The following is a 19,304-nucleotide window of genomic DNA, read 5'->3' as shown; positions in this document are numbered from 1 at the left end:
TCAATCTCCGCCGCCCTGCTGCCATTTGCGCCGTTGCAGGCCAAAGTAGCTGAACAGGATCGCCGCCAGCAGGAACGGGATCATGGCGACTGCGATCGCGGCGCCTTCGCCAAGCTGGCCTCCGGAAATGCCGCGCTGGAACGACAGCGTCGCCATCAGGTGGGTGGCATTCACCGGCCCGCCGCGGGTCAGCACATAGATCAGCTGGAAGTCGGTGAATGTGAACAGCACCGAAAACGTCATGGTGATGGCGATGATCGGCGTCAGCAGCGGCAGCGTCACATAGCGGAACAATTGCCAGCGGCTGGCGCCGTCGAGCGTGGCGGCCTCGTAGAGCGACTGCGGAATCGTCTGCAGGCCGGCAAGCAGCGTGATCGCGACGAAAGGAATGCCGCGCCAGACATTGGCGGCGATGACCGAAGCCCGCGCATTCTCGGGATCGCCGAGGAAATTGATGCGATGGTCGATCAGGCCCATTTCCATAAGCGCCCAGGACAGGATCGAGAACTGCGAATCGTAGATCCACCAGAAGGCGATCGCCGACAGCACCGTCGGCACCACCCAGGGGAGCAAGACGATCGCGCGGAAGAACGATTTGAACGGCAGGTTCTGGTTGAGGATAAGCGCCAGCCAGAGGCCGAGCACGAACTTCAGGATCGAGGCGCTGATCGTATAAAGCAAGGTGTTGAAAACGGAGAGCCAGAAGACGGCGTCGTCCCACAGATATTCGTAATTCTCGATGCCGATGAAGATGCCGGGGCGGCCGATGCGAGCATCGGTGAAGCCGAGCCAGACGCCGAGCCCGAGCGGATAGGTCAGGAAGACCAGCAGCAGTGCCGCCGCCGGCAGCATGAAGCCGAAGCCAAGCGCGTTTCGGCTATCGGCCAAGGTCGCCAGGATGCGAGACAAGATCGAGGGACGCGGCTGAACGGCGGCGGAGGTCACGGCCATGGGTCGGCTCCTCTAAGGTTTCGTAAACGGCCGGGCGGCCATGCGCGATTCGAAGCCGGGCAGCATGGCTGCCCGGCCGAGCCGGCTCAAACGCGATAGTAGCGGTTGGCGCGCTTTTCGGCCTCTTCCATCGCCTCTTGTGGCGTCGCCTGGCCGGTCACCGCCTTGGCGAACATGTCGACCAGCACATAGTCGGCCATGGTCGCCGCCGAGGCATAACCGAGCGGGCCGGCATAGCCGTTGGGCCGCAGCGTCGCCGAGGCCTTGGCGTAAGCGGCATTGTTCGGATCGGCCGTCCAAACCGGGTTGTTGTCAAAGGCTTTGAGCGTCTGGCAGCAATAGCCTGCCGACGACGTGATCCACTGCGACATTTGCGGATCCTCGAACATGAACTGCAGGTAGGCCTTGGCCGCGTTGGGGTAGGGCGTGTAGTCGAAGATCACGGCCGTGGTCACCTGGAACAGCTCGACGGATTTCCCGACCGGGCCGATCGGCAGGTTGGTGGTGCGGATGTCCTTGGCTATTTCAGCCAGCTTCGGATCCTTGTCCTTGTTGATCTTGGCGGTGTTGTAGGCCGAAATGCCGTTGGCGATGACGCTCAATTCGCCGGCCAGGAAGGCGCGGTTGTTGTTGACGTCGAGCCAGCTTTCAGTGCCGGGAATGAAGGTCTTGTAGAGTTGCTGCGCGTATTCGATCGCCTTCAGCGTCTCGGGGCTGTTGATCGTCACCTTGCTGTTCTCGTCGACCATCTGGCCGCCATGGCTCCACAGCAGCCAGTGCGCGTAGTTGTTGCCGTCGCCGACGCCGTGGCCGTGCGTGAAGCCGGCCGGGTGCCCCTTCGCCTGCAATGCCTTGCAAAGCTCGAGCAGGCCTGCCGTGTCCTTTGGAAATTCTGAGAAGCCGGCTTCCTTCACCCAGCTTTCGCGATAGACGATGGCATTGCCGATGGTCGCCAGCGGCAGGCCGAGGAACTTGCCTTGCCGTGTCGCATATTGGTGCGGTCCGTCGTGCCAGCCGCCATATTTCGAGCCGAGATATTCGCCTAGTTCCGTCACATCGTGCAGTTTGTCAGGATATTGGTGCGGGTCGTCGAACCAGACGAACATCAGGTCCGGGCCGGAGCCGACATTGGCGGCGACCGCCGCCTTGGGGCGAATGTCCTCCCAGCTTTCCTTGTCGACGCGGACCTCGACGCCGGTCGCTTCGGTGAAGCGCTTGGTGTTGGCCAGCCATTGATCCTCGTCGCCCTGCACGAAAGGCGACCAGCGCAGCAGCCTGAGCTTGGCGCCGTCCTCGGGCTTGTATTTCAACCCCTCCTGAGCAAAGGCGGGAGAGCCGATGAACCGGCTTCCCAAGGCTCCCGCCGCTGCGCCGGCGGTGGTGCGGATCACGTCACGTCTGGTGAATTTCATGTTCGCTTCCTCCTGCTTATTGTCCTTGCCGTCCTACTGCCCGATGGGTGTTTCGAACCGCTGTCCGGTTTTGCCGTGAAAGAGATGGATGAGGCCAGGCTCGGCCGTAAGCCGGATGGTTTCGCCCGGCGTGAAGGAATGCCGTTCCCGGAAATTGGCGACGATCTCCTCGCCGCCGGCGGTTCGGCCGATGAGCTGCACTTCGGACCCTGTCGGCTCGACCACCGCGACGGTGACCGGAATGCCCTGATGGTCGGACAGCCGTAAATGCTCGGGCCGTATCCCCAGCACGACCGGCTCACCATTGCCGATGGAAAGTGCCGAGGCCAACGGGACCGAAATCCCTCCGGCGCCGCGAAACGACGGCGAGCCGTCGCTTACGATCTCGCCCCTGAGCATATTCATGGCGGGCGACCCGATGAAGCTGGCGACAAAGAGGTTGTTCGGCCGGTCATAGAGCTCGAGTGGCGGCCCGATCTGCTCGACGATGCCGTCATGCATGACGACGATCTTGTCGGCCATGGTCATCGCCTCGATCTGGTCGTGGGTGACGTAGACCGTCGTCGTCTTCAGGCGCTGGTGCAGTTCCTTGATCTCGGCGCGCATCTGCACCCGGAGCTTGGCATCGAGATTGGACAGCGGCTCGTCGAACAGGAAAACCTGCGGGTCGCGCACGATCGCCCGGCCCATGGCGACGCGTTGGCGCTGGCCGCCGGAAAGCTGGCGGGGATAACGGTCGAGCAATGGCACCAGTCCCAGGATCTCGGCCGCACGCCGCACGCCGGCATCGCTCTCCGTCTTGGGAACGCCCTTGAGCATCAGTGAGAACGCCATGTTCTCGGCAACCGTCATATGCGGGTAGAGCGCATAGTTCTGGAAGACCATGGCGACGTCGCGCTCCTTTGGCGCAACGTTGTTGACCACACGTTTGCCGATCGCGATCTGGCCGCGCGAGATCTTTTCCAGGCCGGCGATCATTCTGAGAAGGGTCGACTTTCCGCAACCCGAAGGTCCGACCAGCGTGACGAACTCGCCGTCGTTTATATCGACGCTGACCCCGTGCAGGACCTCGACGGTCCCAAATGATTTGTAGACATCGCCGATTGCGACAGACGCCATCGATCTCCTCCCGATTGATTCCTGCAACGACTTCGAAGGAAACCGCTTTCTGCCTGGCCCGCGGCGACGCCCAGGCTCCTCCCCGGTCACGCGCGATGTAAGACGGTAGCGCTACCAAACCGACCTGTAAAGCACGCCGGCATCACTGGGATATCGACACGCCCTAATCCGAAACCTCGGTCTGCGGCCGGTCGCGGCCGTCGGCGAGCTCGTCGTGCCAGTTGCCGTCGGCGTCCTCGTACTGGATGCCGTCGGTGTTGCCGGCGACCTGCTGTTCGGCCGAAGCGATCTCGGCGGCGCGCAAGGCGTCCTGATGGGTGGGGAACGTTTCGGAGAATGTCGAGCCGACCTTGTAGGCCCAGCCTCCGTCATGCTCAACGATCTTGTAGGTCAGTTTCGCCATGAAACCCTCCGGTTGAAAGCCCGTTGCCTCAATGCAGCCTGTCGTCGGCCAGCCTGTCGTCTGGCAGCCTGTCGTCTGCGACCAGCACGTCCGATTCCCTGGCGGCTTCGATCAGTGCCCGGCGCGCATCCGCCGTCGAACGATAACCTTCCAGCACTTTTAGGCAAGTGTCGAGGGCATCACGATGACGGGGCCCGCGATTGAGTGGCCAGACCGTCATCAGGCACTCCGCCGCCTCCTGGGCGCTGCGGATGTGGCGATACTTGCCGACATGGCCGAGTTCGACCACGACCGGCTTTTCAAATGGCTTGCTGTCCATCATCGCCGCCAACGCGGAGCGGCCGATTTGGTTGCAACTGCTATTTTAGCTCAGGCGAAAATAGCTCAATAGCCGCAGCCATTGCGCAGCCAGCGCGCATTCGCCCAGCCGGTGCGGCCGCCGAAATCGACCTGGTACCAGTTTCCGCGCCGGTCGAAGATCTCGGTTTGGTCGCCGTTGAACAATTGCCCGATCATGCGTGACGACGAGTTCGGTCGGGCCCGAACGGCGAGAAAGCCACTTCCGGTTGCCAGATTGTAGTGCTTGGAAAGACCGTGAACCGTACCTTCGCAATATTGCGCCCCGGCCGGCGTCGATGCGGCGAACGACAGCCCGGCCACGACCGCGGCGGCAGCCGCAATGGAAATCCCCCTGAACGACATATCTCTGCTCCCCCAACCCGCCGCGCCCAGCCGCGGCCCCGGCCACTCTACACCGGCAGAGGATCAGTGCGAAGCTGTGCTGGCCCGCCCAGCGAGACGAACCCGCCGTCAGTTCGCCGCCTTCGTCCAGTGCTGCATCGTCGTCACCGAGCGGGCAAGCTGCGGCGCCGGGTGGATTTTTTCGCCGAAGGTGGCCGCGGCGCGCCAGCCCCAGCGCGGATCGGCAAGAAAGGCGCGCGCCAGCGCCACCATGTCGGCGCGGCCGTCGGCGACGATCGCCTCGGCCTGTTTCGGATCGTCGATCAGGCCGACGGCCCGCGTCGGGATGCCGACGGCCTTACGCACCGCTTCGGCCAGATGCACCTGGTAGCCGGGCCCAGAGGGCAGCTTCTGCAACGGCGAATTGCCGCCACTCGAGCAGCAGAGATAGGCGACGCCGGCTTCCTTCAGCGCTTTTGTCACTTCGATCGCATCCTCGACGTCGAAGCCGCCATCGACCCATTCCTTGATCGACAGACGCGCGCCCAGCATCAGCCTGGGGACCGCCTTCTTTACCGCCTTGGCGATCTCGACGGCGAAACGCATGCGGTTTTCCAGCGAGCCGCCCCAGCGGTCGGTACGCCGGTTGGAAAGCGGCGACAGAAACTGGAAGATCAGATAGCCATGCGCGGCATGCAGCTCGATGAAGTCGAAGCCGGCGCGCTCGGCCCGCCGCGCCGCGTCGGCGAAGCGTTCGATGATTTGCAGGATCTCGTCGTCCTCCAGCGCCCGCGGCACCTGCCAGCCGGTGTCGTAGGCGATAGCCGAGGCCGATACGATCGGCCACGGGTCCTGATCGGCGTGCAGCGGGCCGCCGCCCTCCCAGGGTTTTCGGTTGGAGGCCTTGCGTCCGGCATGGGCAAGTTGCGTACCGAATTTCGTGCCCGGCGCGGCGACGCGCTTGGCTGCATCCAGCGTGCGTCGCGCCGCCGCCTCATTGTCCTCGGAATAGAGGCCGAGACAGCCATGCGAGATGCGGCCGCGCCGTTCGACATCGGTCATCTCGACGGTGACCATGCCGGCGCCCGACATCGCCAGGTTCATCCAGTGATAGAGATGCCAATCGCTGGCCGAGCCGTCCTCGGCCGAATACTGGCACATCGGCGCGACCGCGATGCGGTTGGGGAAGGTGAGGCCATCGAGGGTGATCGGCTGGAAAAGCGATGAGGTCATAAAAAACTCCGGAAAGGGTTGCCGCTATTTAGGCAGCCGACTGTGCCAGCGCCAGACACGAGACGGTGAAACGGCCGCTGGACCAATTGGTGGACCGATTGCACGAACGGCCGTTCGCGGCTACGCCTTGCCGCGGCAGCAGAGAGTCCACCATGGAAGATCGCATTCGCATCCGCTCTGAGGAAATCCTTTCCGACGAATGGGCGGTTTTGAAAAAGACCGTCTTCGATTATCGCCGGCGCGACGGCAAATGGGAAACGCACACCCGCCAGACCTACGATCGCGGCGACGGTGCGGTGATCCTGCCTTTCGATCCCGAGCGGTCGACGGTGCTTCTGGTGCGGCAGTTCCGCTACCCGGCCTACGTCACCGGCCACAAGGAGCCGCTGATCGAGGCCTGCGCCGGCCTGCTCGACGAAGACGATCCCGAAACCTGCATCCGCAAGGAGGCCGAGGAGGAACTCGGCTACCGCCTGAAGGACGTGCAGCGGCTGTTTTCGCCCTATATGAGCCCCGGCAGCGTGACCGAGCGGCTCTGGTTCTTCGTCGCCCGCTATTCGCCCGCCGACCGCATTTCCGACGGCGGCGGCGCGCATGACGAAGGCGAGGACATCGAGGTTTTGGAAATGCCGCTCGACGAGGCGCTGGCCGGCATCCACGATGGTCGGATCATCGACGCCAAGACGATTATTTTAATCCAGCATTTGAAGCTGAACCCGATTGGGAGGTGAGGGGGCCAGAACCGGGTCGAGCGCCCTGGTCTCCAGTTACGAAGGGTATCAAACGAAGACCAATCTGGTGCGGACGACGGGAATCGAACCCGTACGATCAGAGATCGAGGGATTTTAAGTCCCTTGCGTCTACCAATTCCGCCACGTCCGCAGGCCAGCCCTTTTCAGCCGCCAGCCAAAGGCCGTCAAGCCGTCTTCTGCCGTCGACAAATCTGGCACTGGAAGCTAGCGAGGGCCAATCACCCACGGAGATACAAACAAAATCGTTTCACCTGGAGATGTTTTTAGCGACAGCTTCCGAGGCTACCGCGAATGCGTGTCCCCCGTTCGCAGGATGCGTTCGGGCGCTCTGGCCTGATAGACTCCAATCGGCAAGTGGATCGGCGCGCCGATACTCGACGCCGTCGTCTACAGACACTGGGAGATTGTCATGCTCAAGCTTGCCTCTGCCCTGGCACTGCTGCTTGTTGGGACGGCGCCTCTGTCTGCTGACGAGATGCCGATGAACGCCAAAGACATCAAATGGGGTCCTGCTCCTGCTGTCATTCCTGCTGGGGCGGAAATGGCTGTTGTCGCTGGAGATCCCTCAAAGGACGGCGCCTTTGTGCTGCGGTTGAAGACACCCGCAGGCTACAAAATTGCCGCACATAATCATCCCACCACGGAATACATGACGGTGCTTTCCGGCAACTTCCATTTTGGAATGGGCGATAAGCTCGACGAGGCGAAAGGCGTCGAACTGACTGCTGGCGGCTTCGGCGTCGCACCGGCCGGAATGAATCACTTCGCCTGGACGACAAGCGATACGATCGTAGAGGTTCATGGCGAGGGGCCATTCAAGATCACCTACGTCAACCCGGCAGACGACCCGAGCAAGAAGTGACAGTTCGGGATCGAATTGATTGAACCGGCCGAAGGCTGGAACGATGGAGTGCGTCACACTCCGCGACCGTCGATTCAGTAAGATCCGCTAACGCGGCGAAAGCTGATTAGCCGGAATCATATTCCGCTTGGGCCATTTTGCCATGAACGACGCTAAAACAAAAAACCCGCCTCGGCGGGCGGGTCGTTGGAGCCAATTAGCACCATAGCCAAATTAGTAGCATAGCTGCCGGCACAAAGCAAGAACAAAGTTGCTGCGGCCGGCACAAAATGCCCTTGGCGATTGGCGAAAGCCGTGGCGCATCAATCTCCCTCCTTGAGGGGGAGATGGCCGGTAGGCCAGAGGGGGTCGTCGCGCGTGGATCGGCGACCCCCTCTGTCGCCTTCGGCGACATCTCCCCCTCAAGGGGGGAGAGCTGCAACTTCGCCGTCCGCGCTTGCTTCCTCGCTGGTCAAAACCCTCGCGGCTTGGCACAGTCGGGCAAACGGGAGCCTGTTGATGCCGAAGACCGCCAACGCGACAAAACCAAAACCCTGGGCCGAGATGGCGACGCATCTGGTCGATGTCGCCATGGGCCGCAAGCCCGCCGATCTCGTCATCCGCAACGGGCGCTGGGTCAACGTTCATTCCGGCGAGATCATCGCCGGCACCGACATCGCCATCGCCGGCGGTCGCTTTGCCTATTGCGGGCCGAATGCCGGCCACGCCATCGGCCAGGGCACCAAGGTGGTCGATGCCGGCGGCCGCTATCTGGTGCCGGGGCTTTGCGACGCGCATATGCATGTCGAGAGCGGCATGGTGACGGTGACGGAATTCTGCCGCGCGGTGATCCCGCACGGCACCACATCGATGTTCATCGATCCGCATGAGATCGCCAACGTGCTCGGCCTGCCGGGCGTGCGGCTGATGCATGACGAGGCGGTCGCCATGCCGGTCAACGTGCATGTGCAGATGCCGTCCTGTGTGCCGTCGGCACCGGGGCTGGAGCATGCCGGCGCTGAGCTGACCGTCGCCGATGTTGCCGAGGCGATGACCTGGGAAAACATTATCGGGCTCGGCGAGGTGATGAATTTTCCGGGCGTCGCCGCCAATGATCCGGTGATGTCGGGCGAGATCGCGGCGACGGTGAGGGCCGGCAAGACTGTCGGCGGGCACTATGCCTCGCGCGATCTCGGCCTGCCGTTCCACGGCTATGTCGCCGGCGGCGCCGAGGACGATCATGAAGGCACGCGCGCCGAGGATGCCATCGCCCGCGTCCGCCAGGGCATGAAGGCGATGCTGCGGCTGGGCTCGGCCTGGTATGACGTGGCCTCGCAGATCAAGGCGGTGACGGAGAGCGGGCTCGACCCGCGCAGCTTCATCCTGTGCACCGACGACAGCCACTCCGGAACGCTGGTGCACGAAGGCCATATGGACCGGGTCGTGCGCCACGCCATCAGCCAGGGCTTGAAGCCGGTGACGGCGATCCAGATGGCGACGCTCAACACCGCCCAGCATTTCCGGCTGGAGCGCGAGATCGGCTCGATCGCGCCGGGACGGCTCGCCGATCTGCTGATCGTCTCCGACCTCGCCGAAATGACCATCGACGAGGTCTATGGCCGCGGCGTCAGGCTGGCCAAGGGCGGCAAGCTCGAAGTCGACATTCCGGCCTACAATTATCCGCGGACGGCGAAGAACACCGTCAAGCTCGGCAAGAAGCTCAAGGCAGGCGATTTCGATATCGCGGCACCCATGGGCGCCAACGAAGTGCGGGTGCGGGTCATCGGCGTCATCGAAAACCAGGCGCCGACGCGGGCGCTGGAAGCCGATCTTGCCGTCGAGGACGGGCTGGTCGCCATGGATCGCCGCAACGATGTCTGCCAGATCGCGCTGGTCGAACGCCACAAGGGCACCGGCGGCGTCACCAACGCCTTCGTCTCCGGCTTCGGCTATATCGGCGACTGCGCCATGGCCTCCAGCGTGGCGCATGATGCCCACCACATCATCGTCGTTGGCACCAACAAGCAGGACATGGCATTGGCGGTGAACCGGCTGGGCGAGGTCGGCGGCGGCGTCGTGCTGTTCTCCAAGGGCAAGGAACTGGCGCTGGTCGAAATGCCGATCGCCGGGCTGATGTCGGACGAGCGGGCGGAAATCGTCGCCGCCAAGGCCGACAAACTCAGCGACGCCATGCGCCAGATGGGCTGCTCGCTCAACAACGCCTACATGCAGCACTCGCTGCTGGCGCTGGTCGTCATCCCGGAGTTGAGGATTTCCGATGTCGGCCTGATCGACGTGACAACTTTTCAGAAGGTTGATTTGTTCGTTTAGCGCTGTCGATATGCCGGCCTGCAAATGGCAATTTTCTGCGCTTCCGGCGGTCCCTTCAGGGGTAAATCGCGTACCCTGAAGATTAGCCGAACATCCGTCGCTTCGTCATCCCAGGGCGGAGCAGGAGCGAAGCGACGTCGCGAAGACCCTGGGATCCATGCCGTTACATCTGTGGCGCACGAAGGCGGATCAGAATCGAACGCCTCTTGGCTCCGGCAGGCAATCCAGCGATGCCGAAAGGTAACTGACGCTGTTGCGGATACAAGCCATTCCGAACCGCTGCAATCTTCGGCAGATGTAACGGCATGGATCCCAGGGTCTGCGCTCCGCTTCGCGTTCGCTCCGCCCTAGGATGACGAAGGCATGGTGGCTTAGGTTTAATCGCCAGCGTCGGCGATTAGCGGCTGCAGGCCGATCGACAGCGATCGCTCACCCGCCGGTGGCGATGGTCAGCACTTTGAACGGCGTGGTGATGACGATTTCGGCGACCGAGCCGACGGCCTTGCCGAGGCCCTGGCCGAGATTGTCGAGCTGGGCCGGCGCGGTCTCATCGGAGGCGAGGCCGGCCGGCGCGCGCAGGCGGTCGCCGAGCAGCTGCACCAGGAACGGGTTATCGGCGAATTTGGCGTGGTTCAGCCGGTCGCCGCCCTTGGTCTTGGTCAGGTCGACCACCGAGACGCCATAGCTGGCGAGGTCGGCCGCGTCGCCATAATCGCCAACGCGCGGCTTGTCGCCGGAGATCAGGGTCGACAGCCTGAGCGCCCGGTCGTCGCCCGAAAGCAGCACGGCGAACGGCTTGTCGGGCTTGCCGTAGCGGATCATCTGCTTCTTGAACACGTCTACGTCGATGTCGGGCGAAGCCAGGATGACGTAGCCGAGCTTGCCGCCGAGGTCGCGGTCGCCGGTGATGGCAAGCTGCCGCAACGCTTCCATCGTCACCCAGGTCCCCATCGAATGGGCAATGATGTCGATGCTCTTGGCGCGGCTCTTGGCGAGCATGCGCAGCGTCGCTTCGAGATCGTCGCGCGCCGCATTGGCGCTTTCCTTGTCGTAGATGTAGCCGGTCGTCTTGCCGCTCGACGCCCACGAAAACAGCACCGGCGTGCCCGGATATTTCGTGTCGTGCGCGATCTGCGTCAGCCGGTAGATGCCGTCGTCGAAACCGTTGTTGAAGCCGTGCACGAAAACCAGCGCGCGGTCGCCGCGCATGGCGATGTCGGCGCCGACAGCCTTGGCGAATTGCGGCGCGCCTTCGTAGAAGGTGACGCCGGTCGCCGTGAAATCCTTCGCCGGATTGCTGTTGGCCGAGCCCTTGACCCGCTCGATGGCGCCGACCTGGTGCACCTTCGGCACCGTCACCTCGACGCTGGCAAAGCTGGTGCTCGGCGAACGGTCGCCGTCGAACACCTGCCGGGGCTCCTTCGTTGCCCTTTGCCGGGTTGTGGCGACGAAGATCTTGTGCGTCGCCGCAATGTCCGAAGCAGGCACGATGATCGTCGTCTTGTTGAGCAGATCGTGCGTGTTCTGACCGGCGCAGCCGGTAATCGCGAGCGCGAACGCAACGACGAGGAAGATCTTCGAAGGCACGATCACGCGGGCTCCCGCAAAGGCGACGTCGAGCCGGAGACGTCTTGGCCTATTCGATAGAGGCAGAGGCCGGCACGGTCCAGTTCAAACTGTTCCGATGGTGCGGCAATGGTCAACAACGACTGCCGCGCAATGCAGCTATTGTCCGACCGAGGCAATCCGGTCGGTCACCTCGCGGTCGCTGGCAAACCCGTCATCCTCGCGCAGCTTCTGGCCGATCAACTGCACCAATTCCGGATTGTCGGCGAATTTGGTGTGGTTGAAACGGTCGGCTCCCTTGACGCTGGAGAGGTCGACGACCGACACGCCATAGCTGGCGAGGTCGGCAGCGTCCTTGTAGTCGCCGGCGGGCGGCCGCGCGCCGGGGATGAGGCCGGGCAGCCGGACCCCCCGGGCGGCGTGGGAGGGGCGCAGGCTGAACGGCTTGTCCGGCTTGCCGTAGCGGCGCATCTGGCTCTTGAACACGTCGACGTCGATGTCGGGCGAGGCCAGCACGACGTCGCCGAGCTTGCCGCCGAGATCGCGGTCGCCGGTGATGGCGAGTTGGCGCAGCGCCTCCATGGTAACCCAGGTCCCCAGCGAATGGGCGACGATGTCGATGCGCCGCGCGCCGGTCTGCGCCAGCATTCTCAACGTCACTTCCAGCTGGTCGCGGGCAACGCTGGCGCTTTCCTTGTCGTAGACATAGTCGGTGGTCTTGGCGCCCGACGCCCAGGAAAACAGCACCGGCGTGCCCGGATAGCCGGAATCATGGGTGATCTGGGTGACGCGGTAGACGGCGTCGTCGAAGCCGGTGTTGTAGCCGTGGACGAAGACCATGACGCGGCCCCCGCGCGCCGCGATGTCGGCGCTGAGCGCGCTGGAGAATTTCGGCTGGGTGTCGTAGCCGACGACCTCGGAAGCCATGAAGTATTTGGCCGGATCGTCCGACTTGCCGCGCGAGCGCCGCTCGATCTGGCCTGTCTTGTGGATGCCGGGGACGGTGACGTTGACGCGGGCATAGTTCAGCGTCGCCGACCGCTCGCCGTCGAAGACCTTGTTGGGATCGTCGGAGCGCTTGCGCGTCGTTGCGATGAAGATCGAGTGGTTGCCGGCGATTTCCGTCACCGGCACCGCCATCATGGCGCTGCCGAGCAGTTCCTCGGTTTGGCGGCCGCCGCAGCCGGCGAGCAGCGCGGCAAGGACAATGATGCAAATCGTCTTCAAGGGCACCTAAGCAATTCCACTCCGGCCTGACCAAAGGCCATCCACCTCCGCCGCCCCTCCCGGACAGGCGAAGTGCGGCAGAAGTAAGTCGCGGATGCCGAAATGCGCTCAGTGCCTCGCGACGGCCATCGCACTGTTGCGCGAAAGCCAGAACGGCGGCAGGAACGCCGGGATGTTGGAAAACGGCAGCACTTCCGGCTTCAGTCTTATGCCAAGCACGTCGCGCATGAAGGCGCGGCGCGCCTCGATGCGGCGCCAGGCTTCGGGATAGCGCGCCGCGATCTCTTCGCGCAGCGCCTCGTCGGCCAGCGCGATGCCGTCCTCGATGTTGGTGGTGAAATAAGCGGTGCCGGTCGCCGGGATGATGTCGACCTGCAAGGCCATGCCCGACCTCAATCTGATGTCGGAGCCGGAAAATACCGGCGAATGCATCCATTCGTCGATATGGACGAGATGGCCGGGATTGAGCGACACGCCGAAGAACGGATCGCCGATCCGGTCGTGCACCGCCTGCCACAGCGCGCCGCCGGGAACGCCGATGCCGACCGTCTCATACCAGTCGACGACGGCGCAGAAATAGGGCGCGACCAGTTTCTCGACATAGTCCTGGATGCCCCTCGGAAGCTCGGCCGCATCCTCGACCAGAAAACCGGCGCGGGCGTTGAGCGAGCCCTGGATGCCATAGGCCATGGTGATCGGGTCGCCGCGCTTGATGACGTCAAGACGCGGGCTTGGCAGGCCATAGGGCGCGCGCCTGCCGGCCGACAGCATCGGGTGACAGCATTGCGGCAGCCCGTTAATGCCCATCAGCCGCGCCGCCTGCAATTCGGTCATGCCGGGTTCGATGACCTGTAGGACATTGCGCAGGCCTTGCGAGGAATAGGTCGCGGCGAATTCGAACGCGGCCAACTGGTCGGCCTCGTTAATGGCGCGCAGGCCGTCGGCAGGGTTCATCAAAAGGTTCGCCGCGTTGACGATCACACCCCTGTCGCCGGCAAGCGTGCGTAGCGTGTCGGCGATGAAGGACGGCAGGTCGAGCGTCGTTTCACCAAAACCGGCATCGCCGGGGCCGAACGGTTTCCAGCCGATGGCGCCGATGCGCTGGCCGGCTTTCAGGCCGCAATCGGCAAGAATGTTGGGAAGCGCCTGCGAGCGGTCGCGCGGCTGCGCCGGCAGCGAAAAGGTCTGGTAGAGCACGCGCTCGTACGGCCCGTCGCAGATCTCGGCATAGCCCCAGCCCTCATTGCCGACCAGCAGTTTCGGCGGCTTGCCGGGAACGATGACCAGCAGCGTCTCCTCGAAGCGCGGATCGTAGCCGCAGAGATAGGCGACATTGGCGGCATGTTCGCGGTCGCCATAGACGACGAACGCGTCGAACCCCGCTTCGCCGCCGCATGCAACCAGTGCCGCGATGCGGGCCTCATAGGTGGCGCGCGGGACCAGCGGCATCACCGTCGGCTCGCCGAACTCCGGCAGCGACACGGTTTTCTGGGCCACCGATGCGACAGGCATGAACAGACGCTCCTAACGGCCAGCGAGGTTTTGGGAACACCCTTTCAGGGTGGCCGGACAATGGCTTCGTGAAGCCGGATATGCAATAGCGGGGCCGAATTCGGCTAGCCTGTGGGGTGCTCTTGCCATGACCAGTTTCTCCTCTCGCGTCGCTGCCGCCGCTGCCGCGATCCGCGAGATCTTTCCGGAAACGCCGCTGCAGGAAAACGACTATCTGTCGAAGAAGAGCGGCGCGCGGGTGCTGCTGAAGCGCGAGGACCTGACGCCGGTGCGCTCCTACAAGATCCGCGGCGCCTTCAACTTCTTCCGCAAGACGCTTGCCGCCGGCAACGCTGCCGAGCTGTTCGTCTGCGCCTCGGCCGGCAATCACGCGCAGGGCTTTGCCTTCGTCTGCCGCCATTTCGGCAAGAAGGGCGTCGTCTTCATGCCGGTGACCACGCCGCAGCAGAAGATCGACAAGACGCGGCTGTTCGGCGGCGAGTTCGTCGAGATCAGGCTGGTCGGCGATTTTTTCGACGACTGCTACCGCGCGGCACTCGAATTCACCGAAACTGCCGGCGCGCACATGGTGCCGCCTTTCGACCACAAGGACATCATCGAAGGGCAGGCGACCGTCGCCTACGAGATATCAGGCCAGATGCCCGGCGCGCGCATGCCCGACATCATTATGCTGCCGGTCGGCGGCGGTGGCCTTGCCGCCGGCGTCACCCATTATTTCGCCGACCAGCTGCGTGAAACACGTTTCGTCTTTTGCGAGCCGGCCGGCGCCCCAAGCCTGAGCGAGAGCCTTGCCGCCGGAAAGCGCGTCAAGCTCGCCAAGGTCGACAATTTCGTCGACGGAGCGGCGGTGGCCGAGATCGGCCGCGAGCCGTTGCGCCACCTCAAGGAGTTTGCTGCCGATGCCGTACGGCTGATCCCGGAAAACCGGCTCTGCGCGACCATGATCGAAATGCTCAATGTCGAAGGCGTCGTGCTCGAGCCGGCCGGTGCGCTGGCGATCGATGCGCTCAAGGATTTTTCCAAAAAGGAAATCAGGGGCAAGACCATCGTCGCCGTGGTGTCCGGCGGCAATTTCGATTTCGAGCGGCTGCCGGATGTGAAGGAACGGGCGCTGCGCTTCGAGGGCTTGAAGAAATACTTCATCATCCGCTTTCCGCAGCGGCCCGGCGCGTTGCGCGATTTCCTCGAATTGCTAGGCCCCGACGACGACATCGCCCGCTTCGAATATCTGAAGAAATCGGCGCGCAATTTCGGCTCGGTGCTGATCGGCATCGAAACCAAGGACCGCCGCAATTTCGACCTGCTCAAGGCGAATTTCGACGCCGAGAGCGTCCACTACCAGGACATCACCGACAACGAGACGCTCGCCGGGTTCATTATATGAGCAGCAACGATCTTCCGAACGCCCCGGCGAACGTTTTTATCGCGCTGTTTTCCGGCATCAATGTCGGCGGCAATCGCATCGTCAAGATGGCGGAACTCAGGTCATTTTTTGAGCAGCTCGGCTTCTCCGATATCGCCACCCATGTGCAGAGCGGCAACGCCGTGTTCCGGTCGCCAGACGGCGATGCGGCGATGCTGACCAGGCGGCTGGAAGCGGAATTCGAGAAGAAATGGGGCTTCCATTCGCGCATCATGGTGCGCGATCTCGGCTGGCTCGAGCGGCTGGCGGCGGACAATCCCTATCCGGAAGTGGCCGGCGAGCCGACCAAGCTGCATGCTTATGCGCTGGAGCGCCGGCCGACCGCCGAGGAGGTGGCCCGTCTGGCGGAAAAATGCACCGGGCCCGAACGCTTCGAGATCAAGGGCGACGTGCTCTACCTGCATGCGCCCGACGGCCTCGGCAAATCGGTCTTTGCCAATCTCATCCCGCGCGTTCTGAAGGTGCACTGCACGGCGCGCAACTGGCGCACCGTGCTGATGCTGCTCGAGATGGCCAAGGCCCGCGGTTGACAGGTCGTCTACGCGGCCGGAGCGCGTTTCCAGTCGAATGCCAGCTCTTCACGGAAGGCGAAGCGCTTGATGTGCTCGGCGACGACCGTTTCCAGGCGCTCGAGCGAGCCAGCTTCATCGGTCGTCACCGCAATGTGCAGCGCAGCCGGGTCCGCATCGAGAACCGTGCGGCCGAGCGTCAGATCGATGGTGCCGTGGTTCGGGTCGAATTCGACGGGAAACTTGTGCGCCCAATGTTTGCACAGCTGCTGCAGATAGCGGCTGGCATGTTCGGTGGCGACGTCGACATGGCTGGCCGGCATGAATGAATTCTCCTTGGGAAGGCGGACGCGAAAACCGAACCGGGGCCCGCCTGCGTCCGCTCAAGATAGCGTGATCGGTTACCAGCTGCCGGTGTTCGGCATCGACGCCCACGGCTCGGCCTTCGGCTTGGCCGGACCTTTCTGCAACAGCTCGATCGAGATGCCGTCCGGCGATTTGACGAACGCCATGTTGCCGTCGCGCGGCGGCCGGTTGATGGTAACGCCATTGTCCATCAGCCGCTGGCAGGTGGCGTAGATGTCGTCGACCTCATAGGCAAGATGGCCGAAATTGCGGCCGCCCTTGTAGTCTTCCGGGTCCCAATTGTAGGTCAGCTCGATCAGCGGCGCCTTTTCGGAGATGCCGCTCTGCTCGTCTTCGGGCGCGGCGAGGAAGATCAGCGTGTAGCGGCCCTGCTCGTTTTCATGGCGGCGCACCTCCTTGAGGCCAAGCTTGTTGCAGTAGAAATCGAGCGAAGCATCGATGTCGGCGATGCGGACCATGGTGTGCAGATAGCGCATGATTTCCTCCTTATGTTGCGTTGCGGCGCACCATAGGGGCGGCCCGGCCAAAGGGCAATCGGCCACGCTTGCCAGCGCCGGCAAACGGCAAATCCGCTATTCCTGTACGGAACCGTGAAAAAAGGCACGTCAGGTCTTGCACACACCGGAAGCGGCGGTGTTAATCTGATACCAAGAATCAGTTGCAGTGTTTCTTGAAAAAGGGGGCGTTCTTATGGGGGAAAAGGCCTCTTTCATGGGGCGGGACGGGGCCGGTAACGATGCGTTGAAGCGGGATGAGAGCGCCGATACGGCCGATCTCGTCGAAGTCGCCGGCGCCATCAAATGGTTCGACGTGGCCAAGGGCTACGGTTTCATCCTTCCCGATGATGGTACTTCGGGCGACATCCTCCTCCACGTGACATGCCTTCGAAAGGACGGTTTTCAGACCGCGCTTGAAGGCGCCCGCGTCGTCTGCCTGGTCAAGCAGGGCGAGCGCGGGCTGCAGGCCTTCCGCGTGCTCTCGATGGATGTCACCACGGCGATCCATCCGGCGGAGATGCAGGAGCAGCGCACCCATGTCGCGGTGACGCCGGAAAGCGGCCTCGAACGGGCGCTGGTGAAATGGTTCAACCGCACCAAAGGGTTCGGCTTTCTGACCCGGGGCGAGGGCACCGAGGATATTTTCGTCCACATGGAGACGCTGCGCCGCTACGGCATCACCGAACTCCGCCCGGGCCAGGTGGTGCTGGTCCGCTTCGGACGCGGCGACAAAGGCCTTATGGCTGCCGAAATTCACCCCGATATGGGTACCTTGCCGGTCTCGCATTAGTTCCGGTCGAGGATTTCATATGGCTCACAGGAACCGGCTGACGGCGGGCGCGCTCTGCGCCGGGATTTTCCTCATCGTCGCCGCAAGTGCCTTCTTCTATTTTCAGCAACCGAGTTCGGCCGGCGGCAAGGCGATGATCCTTCCCGTCGACCCGGCGCCGCTGGTCGCGGTGACGAAGGCCGGCGAGCGTTCTTTCTCCGTCGAAATTGCCGACACGCCCGCCGAGCGCGAGGCCGGCCTGATGTTCCGCCGGCACATGGCCGACAATCACGGCATGCTGTTCGTGTTCGGTGCGCCGCAGGATGTGAGCTTCTGGATGAAGAACACGCCGATGCCGCTCGACCTGATCTTCGTCGGCCAGGACGGCCGGATCCGGGCGATCAAGCAGGGCGAGCCGCAGTCGGAGGCGATCATCTCGCCGGACGAACCGGTGCGCTTCGTGCTCGAGCTCAAGGCAGGCACCGCCGCCAAAAAGGGCATTAAGGACGGCGACCTGCTGCGCCATCCGGCCATCGGCACGGCGCCTGGGCCGGCCATGCCGCCGCCCGACAAGGGCGACGCGCCGAGTGTCGATTCCGACTGAACGAACGGGCAGGATCTTCGGCCGATGCAGTTCTTCTCCCATGATGGTTTCGACCTTGCTTTCCTTGATCGCCAACCGGCGTCGGGGCAGGGCGATCCGGTGCTGATGATCCACGGCTTTGCCTCGAGCCATTACGTCAACTGGGTGTCGCCCGGCTGGTTCAAGACGCTGAACGATGCCGGCTACCGTGCGATCGCCTTCGACAATCGCGGCCATGGCTCGTCGTCGAAGAGCTATGACGAAGCCGACTACACGCCGGCAAAAATGGCGTCCGACGCGGCAGCGCTTTTGAACCATCTCGGCATCGAACGCGCCCATGTCATGGGTTATTCGATGGGCGCGCGCATATCGGCGTTCCTGGCGCTCTCCAACCCGGACAAGGTGGCGACGCTGGTCTTCGGCGGTCTCGGCGTCGGCATGGTCGACGGCGTTGGCGACTGGGATCCGATAGCCGATGCCCTCCTGGCCGAGGATCCGGCAGGCACCAGCGACCCGCGCGGCCGCTCGTTCCGCGCCTTCGCCGATCAGACCCGCAGTGATCGCCGGGCTCTCGCCGCCTGCATCGCCACCTCGCGCGAATTGCTGAGCGAGGCCGACATTGCCCGCATTGCCCAGCCGACGCTGATCGCCGTCGGCACCAAGGACGACATCGGCGGCTCGCCGGATGAACTCGCCGCTCTGATGCCCAACGCCAGGGCTTTTCACATCGAAGGCCGCGACCATATGCTGGCGGTCGGCGACAAGACCTTCAAGCAGCGCGTGCTGGAGTTTTATGCCGAGCATCCGCGTTGATGGACGGCTCCCAAAGCGGCCATTGCGCCTGAAGCTGGGGTCCTTAGCGGTTTTGCAACGATACAGGAGTAAATAAGCGCGACGTGTGGATCGGTTCAAACCCGCCATGCGCTGAACGGAGGGCAAGGGGGTATCATGGCACAATGGGGAAGGACCGACGCCGCTTTGCCGGGCGTCATTGCAAAAAGCACGTTCGGCGAATGGTCCGTTGTTCTAGAGCACGTCCTGTGATCGATGAATCGATTGTGATGTGACGGCTGCGTTTTGTGCTGATTCAACATCCACCTCGATGGAGGTGGACGATGGGAAGAGCATT

20 protein-coding genes and 1 tRNA gene are annotated in these 19,304 nt (G+C 63.3%); 8 read left to right on the top strand and 13 right to left on the bottom strand.

Features of this window, described 5'->3' with window-relative positions:
* From NKJ84_RS29850 to NKJ84_RS29820, 7 genes are all read right to left on the bottom strand, one after another.
* Complete coding sequence (locus NKJ84_RS29850) at window positions 1-951, bottom strand: carbohydrate ABC transporter permease (RefSeq protein ID WP_254817687.1); 951 nt, start codon at window positions 949-951, stop codon at window positions 1-3.
* A gap of 86 nt (window positions 952-1,037) precedes the next feature.
* Complete coding sequence (locus tag NKJ84_RS29845) at window positions 1,038-2,363, bottom strand: ABC transporter substrate-binding protein (protein ID WP_254817688.1); 1,326 nt, start codon at window positions 2,361-2,363, stop codon at window positions 1,038-1,040.
* A 33-nt stretch (window positions 2,364-2,396) separates the two neighbouring features.
* Window positions 2,397-3,482, bottom strand: coding sequence for an ABC transporter ATP-binding protein (locus tag NKJ84_RS29840; protein WP_352477401.1), 1,086 nt, complete (start codon window positions 3,480-3,482; stop codon window positions 2,397-2,399).
* 163 nt (window positions 3,483-3,645) lie between these two features.
* Window positions 3,646-3,885: a DUF2188 domain-containing protein gene (locus tag NKJ84_RS29835; RefSeq protein WP_254817690.1), complete on the bottom strand. Its 240-nt coding sequence runs from the start codon at window positions 3,883-3,885 to the stop codon at window positions 3,646-3,648.
* Between the two features lie 28 nt (window positions 3,886-3,913).
* Window positions 3,914-4,207 (bottom strand): DUF982 domain-containing protein, encoded by a 294-nt coding sequence (locus NKJ84_RS29830; protein WP_352467305.1) that lies wholly within the window; start codon window positions 4,205-4,207, stop codon window positions 3,914-3,916.
* A 62-nt stretch (window positions 4,208-4,269) separates the two neighbouring features.
* Window positions 4,270-4,587 (bottom strand): SH3 domain-containing protein, encoded by a 318-nt coding sequence (locus NKJ84_RS29825; protein WP_352509431.1) that lies wholly within the window; start codon window positions 4,585-4,587, stop codon window positions 4,270-4,272.
* 108 nt (window positions 4,588-4,695) lie between these two features.
* Window positions 4,696-5,799: an NADH:flavin oxidoreductase/NADH oxidase gene (locus tag NKJ84_RS29820; protein WP_352509430.1), complete on the bottom strand. Its 1,104-nt coding sequence runs from the start codon at window positions 5,797-5,799 to the stop codon at window positions 4,696-4,698.
* Between the two features lie 152 nt (window positions 5,800-5,951).
* Between NKJ84_RS29820 and NKJ84_RS29815 the strand changes: the two genes are divergently transcribed.
* A complete protein-coding gene (locus NKJ84_RS29815) occupies window positions 5,952-6,530 on the top strand; it encodes an NUDIX domain-containing protein (protein WP_352509429.1) in 579 nt (192 codons plus the stop codon).
* Window positions 6,531-6,595: 65 nt separating this feature from the next.
* On the opposite strand, the gene NKJ84_RS29810 is transcribed toward NKJ84_RS29815, so the two are convergent.
* Window positions 6,596-6,681, bottom strand: a tRNA-Leu gene (locus NKJ84_RS29810).
* Between the two features lie 279 nt (window positions 6,682-6,960).
* Between NKJ84_RS29810 and NKJ84_RS29805 the strand changes: the two genes are divergently transcribed.
* Window positions 6,961-7,413: a cupin domain-containing protein gene (locus NKJ84_RS29805; RefSeq protein WP_352509427.1), complete on the top strand. Its 453-nt coding sequence runs from the start codon at window positions 6,961-6,963 to the stop codon at window positions 7,411-7,413.
* Window positions 7,414-7,911: 498 nt separating this feature from the next.
* Window positions 7,912-9,723 carry an adenine deaminase gene (ade, locus tag NKJ84_RS29800; protein WP_352509425.1) on the top strand — a complete coding sequence of 604 codons (1,812 nt, stop codon included), beginning with the start codon at window positions 7,912-7,914 and terminating at the stop codon, window positions 9,721-9,723.
* Window positions 9,724-10,152: 429 nt separating this feature from the next.
* Here the strand turns inward: ade and NKJ84_RS29795 are convergent, their stop codons facing one another.
* From NKJ84_RS29795 to NKJ84_RS29785, 3 genes are all read right to left on the bottom strand, one after another.
* Window positions 10,153-11,316, bottom strand: coding sequence for an alpha/beta hydrolase (locus tag NKJ84_RS29795; RefSeq protein ID WP_352509424.1), 1,164 nt, complete (start codon window positions 11,314-11,316; stop codon window positions 10,153-10,155).
* A gap of 132 nt (window positions 11,317-11,448) precedes the next feature.
* Complete coding sequence (locus tag NKJ84_RS29790; protein WP_352509423.1) at window positions 11,449-12,522, bottom strand: alpha/beta hydrolase; 1,074 nt, start codon at window positions 12,520-12,522, stop codon at window positions 11,449-11,451.
* A gap of 102 nt (window positions 12,523-12,624) precedes the next feature.
* Complete coding sequence (locus tag NKJ84_RS29785; RefSeq protein ID WP_352509421.1) at window positions 12,625-14,028, bottom strand: hypothetical protein; 1,404 nt, start codon at window positions 14,026-14,028, stop codon at window positions 12,625-12,627.
* Between the two features lie 127 nt (window positions 14,029-14,155).
* On the opposite strand from NKJ84_RS29785, the gene ilvA reads away from it, so the two are divergent.
* Both ilvA and NKJ84_RS29775 read left to right on the top strand, forming a co-directional pair.
* The gene (ilvA, locus tag NKJ84_RS29780; protein WP_352509419.1) at window positions 14,156-15,412 is read left to right on the top strand and encodes a threonine ammonia-lyase IlvA; all 1,257 of its coding nucleotides are present in this window, start codon (window positions 14,156-14,158) and stop codon (window positions 15,410-15,412) included.
* Window positions 15,409-15,981 carry a DUF1697 domain-containing protein gene (locus NKJ84_RS29775; RefSeq protein WP_352509418.1) on the top strand — a complete coding sequence of 191 codons (573 nt, stop codon included), beginning with the start codon at window positions 15,409-15,411 and terminating at the stop codon, window positions 15,979-15,981. Before ilvA ends, NKJ84_RS29775 begins: the two co-directional genes overlap by 4 nt.
* An 8-nt stretch (window positions 15,982-15,989) precedes the next feature.
* Here NKJ84_RS29775 and NKJ84_RS29770 read toward each other — a convergent pair whose 3' ends face one another.
* Window positions 15,990-16,283 carry a DUF2218 domain-containing protein gene (locus tag NKJ84_RS29770; protein ID WP_254817703.1) on the bottom strand — a complete coding sequence of 98 codons (294 nt, stop codon included), beginning with the start codon at window positions 16,281-16,283 and terminating at the stop codon, window positions 15,990-15,992.
* A gap of 78 nt (window positions 16,284-16,361) precedes the next feature.
* Window positions 16,362-16,802, bottom strand: coding sequence for a lactoylglutathione lyase (gloA, locus tag NKJ84_RS29765; RefSeq protein ID WP_352509416.1), 441 nt, complete (start codon window positions 16,800-16,802; stop codon window positions 16,362-16,364).
* Window positions 16,803-17,016: 214 nt separating this feature from the next.
* Between gloA and NKJ84_RS29760 the strand changes: the two genes are divergently transcribed.
* Genes NKJ84_RS29760 through NKJ84_RS29750 form a run of 3 tightly spaced genes read left to right on the top strand, consistent with a single transcriptional unit; the run spans window position 17,017 to window position 18,988 of the window.
* On the top strand, window positions 17,017-17,613 hold the full coding sequence (locus tag NKJ84_RS29760; protein WP_502904049.1) for a cold-shock protein: 597 nt from the start codon (window positions 17,017-17,019) through the stop codon (window positions 17,611-17,613).
* 19 nt (window positions 17,614-17,632) lie between these two features.
* Window positions 17,633-18,196, top strand: coding sequence for a DUF192 domain-containing protein (locus tag NKJ84_RS29755; RefSeq protein ID WP_352509414.1), 564 nt, complete (start codon window positions 17,633-17,635; stop codon window positions 18,194-18,196).
* Between the two features lie 24 nt (window positions 18,197-18,220).
* Window positions 18,221-18,988, top strand: coding sequence for an alpha/beta fold hydrolase (locus NKJ84_RS29750; RefSeq protein WP_352509413.1), 768 nt, complete (start codon window positions 18,221-18,223; stop codon window positions 18,986-18,988).
* The last annotated feature ends 316 nt before the right edge of the window (window positions 18,989-19,304 follow it).

Source organism: Mesorhizobium sp. M0048 (assembly GCF_040323405.1).
Classification (GTDB): domain Bacteria; phylum Pseudomonadota; class Alphaproteobacteria; order Rhizobiales; family Rhizobiaceae; genus Mesorhizobium.
Note: the sequence above shows the minus strand (reverse complement) of the source record. Positions and strands in the feature narration are given on the sequence as shown.

Coding starts and splice junctions, on each gene's coding strand:
- NKJ84_RS29850 (WP_254817687.1), bottom strand. CDS start 951: ATGGCCGTGACCTCCGCCGCCGTTCAGCCGCGTCCCTCGATCTTGTCT.
- ade (WP_352509425.1), top strand. CDS start 7,912: ATGCCGAAGACCGCCAACGCGACAAAACCAAAACCCTGGGCCGAGATG.
- gloA (WP_352509416.1), bottom strand. CDS start 16,802: ATGCGCTATCTGCACACCATGGTCCGCATCGCCGACATCGATGCTTCG.
- NKJ84_RS29805 (WP_352509427.1), top strand. CDS start 6,961: ATGCTCAAGCTTGCCTCTGCCCTGGCACTGCTGCTTGTTGGGACGGCG.
- NKJ84_RS29755 (WP_352509414.1), top strand. CDS start 17,633: ATGGCTCACAGGAACCGGCTGACGGCGGGCGCGCTCTGCGCCGGGATT.
- NKJ84_RS29830 (WP_352467305.1), bottom strand. CDS start 4,207: ATGATGGACAGCAAGCCATTTGAAAAGCCGGTCGTGGTCGAACTCGGC.
- NKJ84_RS29835 (WP_254817690.1), bottom strand. CDS start 3,885: ATGGCGAAACTGACCTACAAGATCGTTGAGCATGACGGAGGCTGGGCC.
- NKJ84_RS29840 (WP_352477401.1), bottom strand. CDS start 3,482: ATGGCGTCTGTCGCAATCGGCGATGTCTACAAATCATTTGGGACCGTC.
- NKJ84_RS29770 (WP_254817703.1), bottom strand. CDS start 16,283: ATGCCGGCCAGCCATGTCGACGTCGCCACCGAACATGCCAGCCGCTAT.
- NKJ84_RS29815 (WP_352509429.1), top strand. CDS start 5,952: ATGGAAGATCGCATTCGCATCCGCTCTGAGGAAATCCTTTCCGACGAA.
- NKJ84_RS29845 (WP_254817688.1), bottom strand. CDS start 2,363: ATGAAATTCACCAGACGTGACGTGATCCGCACCACCGCCGGCGCAGCG.
- NKJ84_RS29825 (WP_352509431.1), bottom strand. CDS start 4,587: ATGTCGTTCAGGGGGATTTCCATTGCGGCTGCCGCCGCGGTCGTGGCC.
- ilvA (WP_352509419.1), top strand. CDS start 14,156: ATGACCAGTTTCTCCTCTCGCGTCGCTGCCGCCGCTGCCGCGATCCGC.
- NKJ84_RS29775 (WP_352509418.1), top strand. CDS start 15,409: ATGAGCAGCAACGATCTTCCGAACGCCCCGGCGAACGTTTTTATCGCG.
- NKJ84_RS29820 (WP_352509430.1), bottom strand. CDS start 5,799: ATGACCTCATCGCTTTTCCAGCCGATCACCCTCGATGGCCTCACCTTC.
- NKJ84_RS29785 (WP_352509421.1), bottom strand. CDS start 14,028: ATGCCTGTCGCATCGGTGGCCCAGAAAACCGTGTCGCTGCCGGAGTTC.
- NKJ84_RS29750 (WP_352509413.1), top strand. CDS start 18,221: ATGCAGTTCTTCTCCCATGATGGTTTCGACCTTGCTTTCCTTGATCGC.
- NKJ84_RS29760 (WP_502904049.1), top strand. CDS start 17,017: ATGGGGGAAAAGGCCTCTTTCATGGGGCGGGACGGGGCCGGTAACGAT.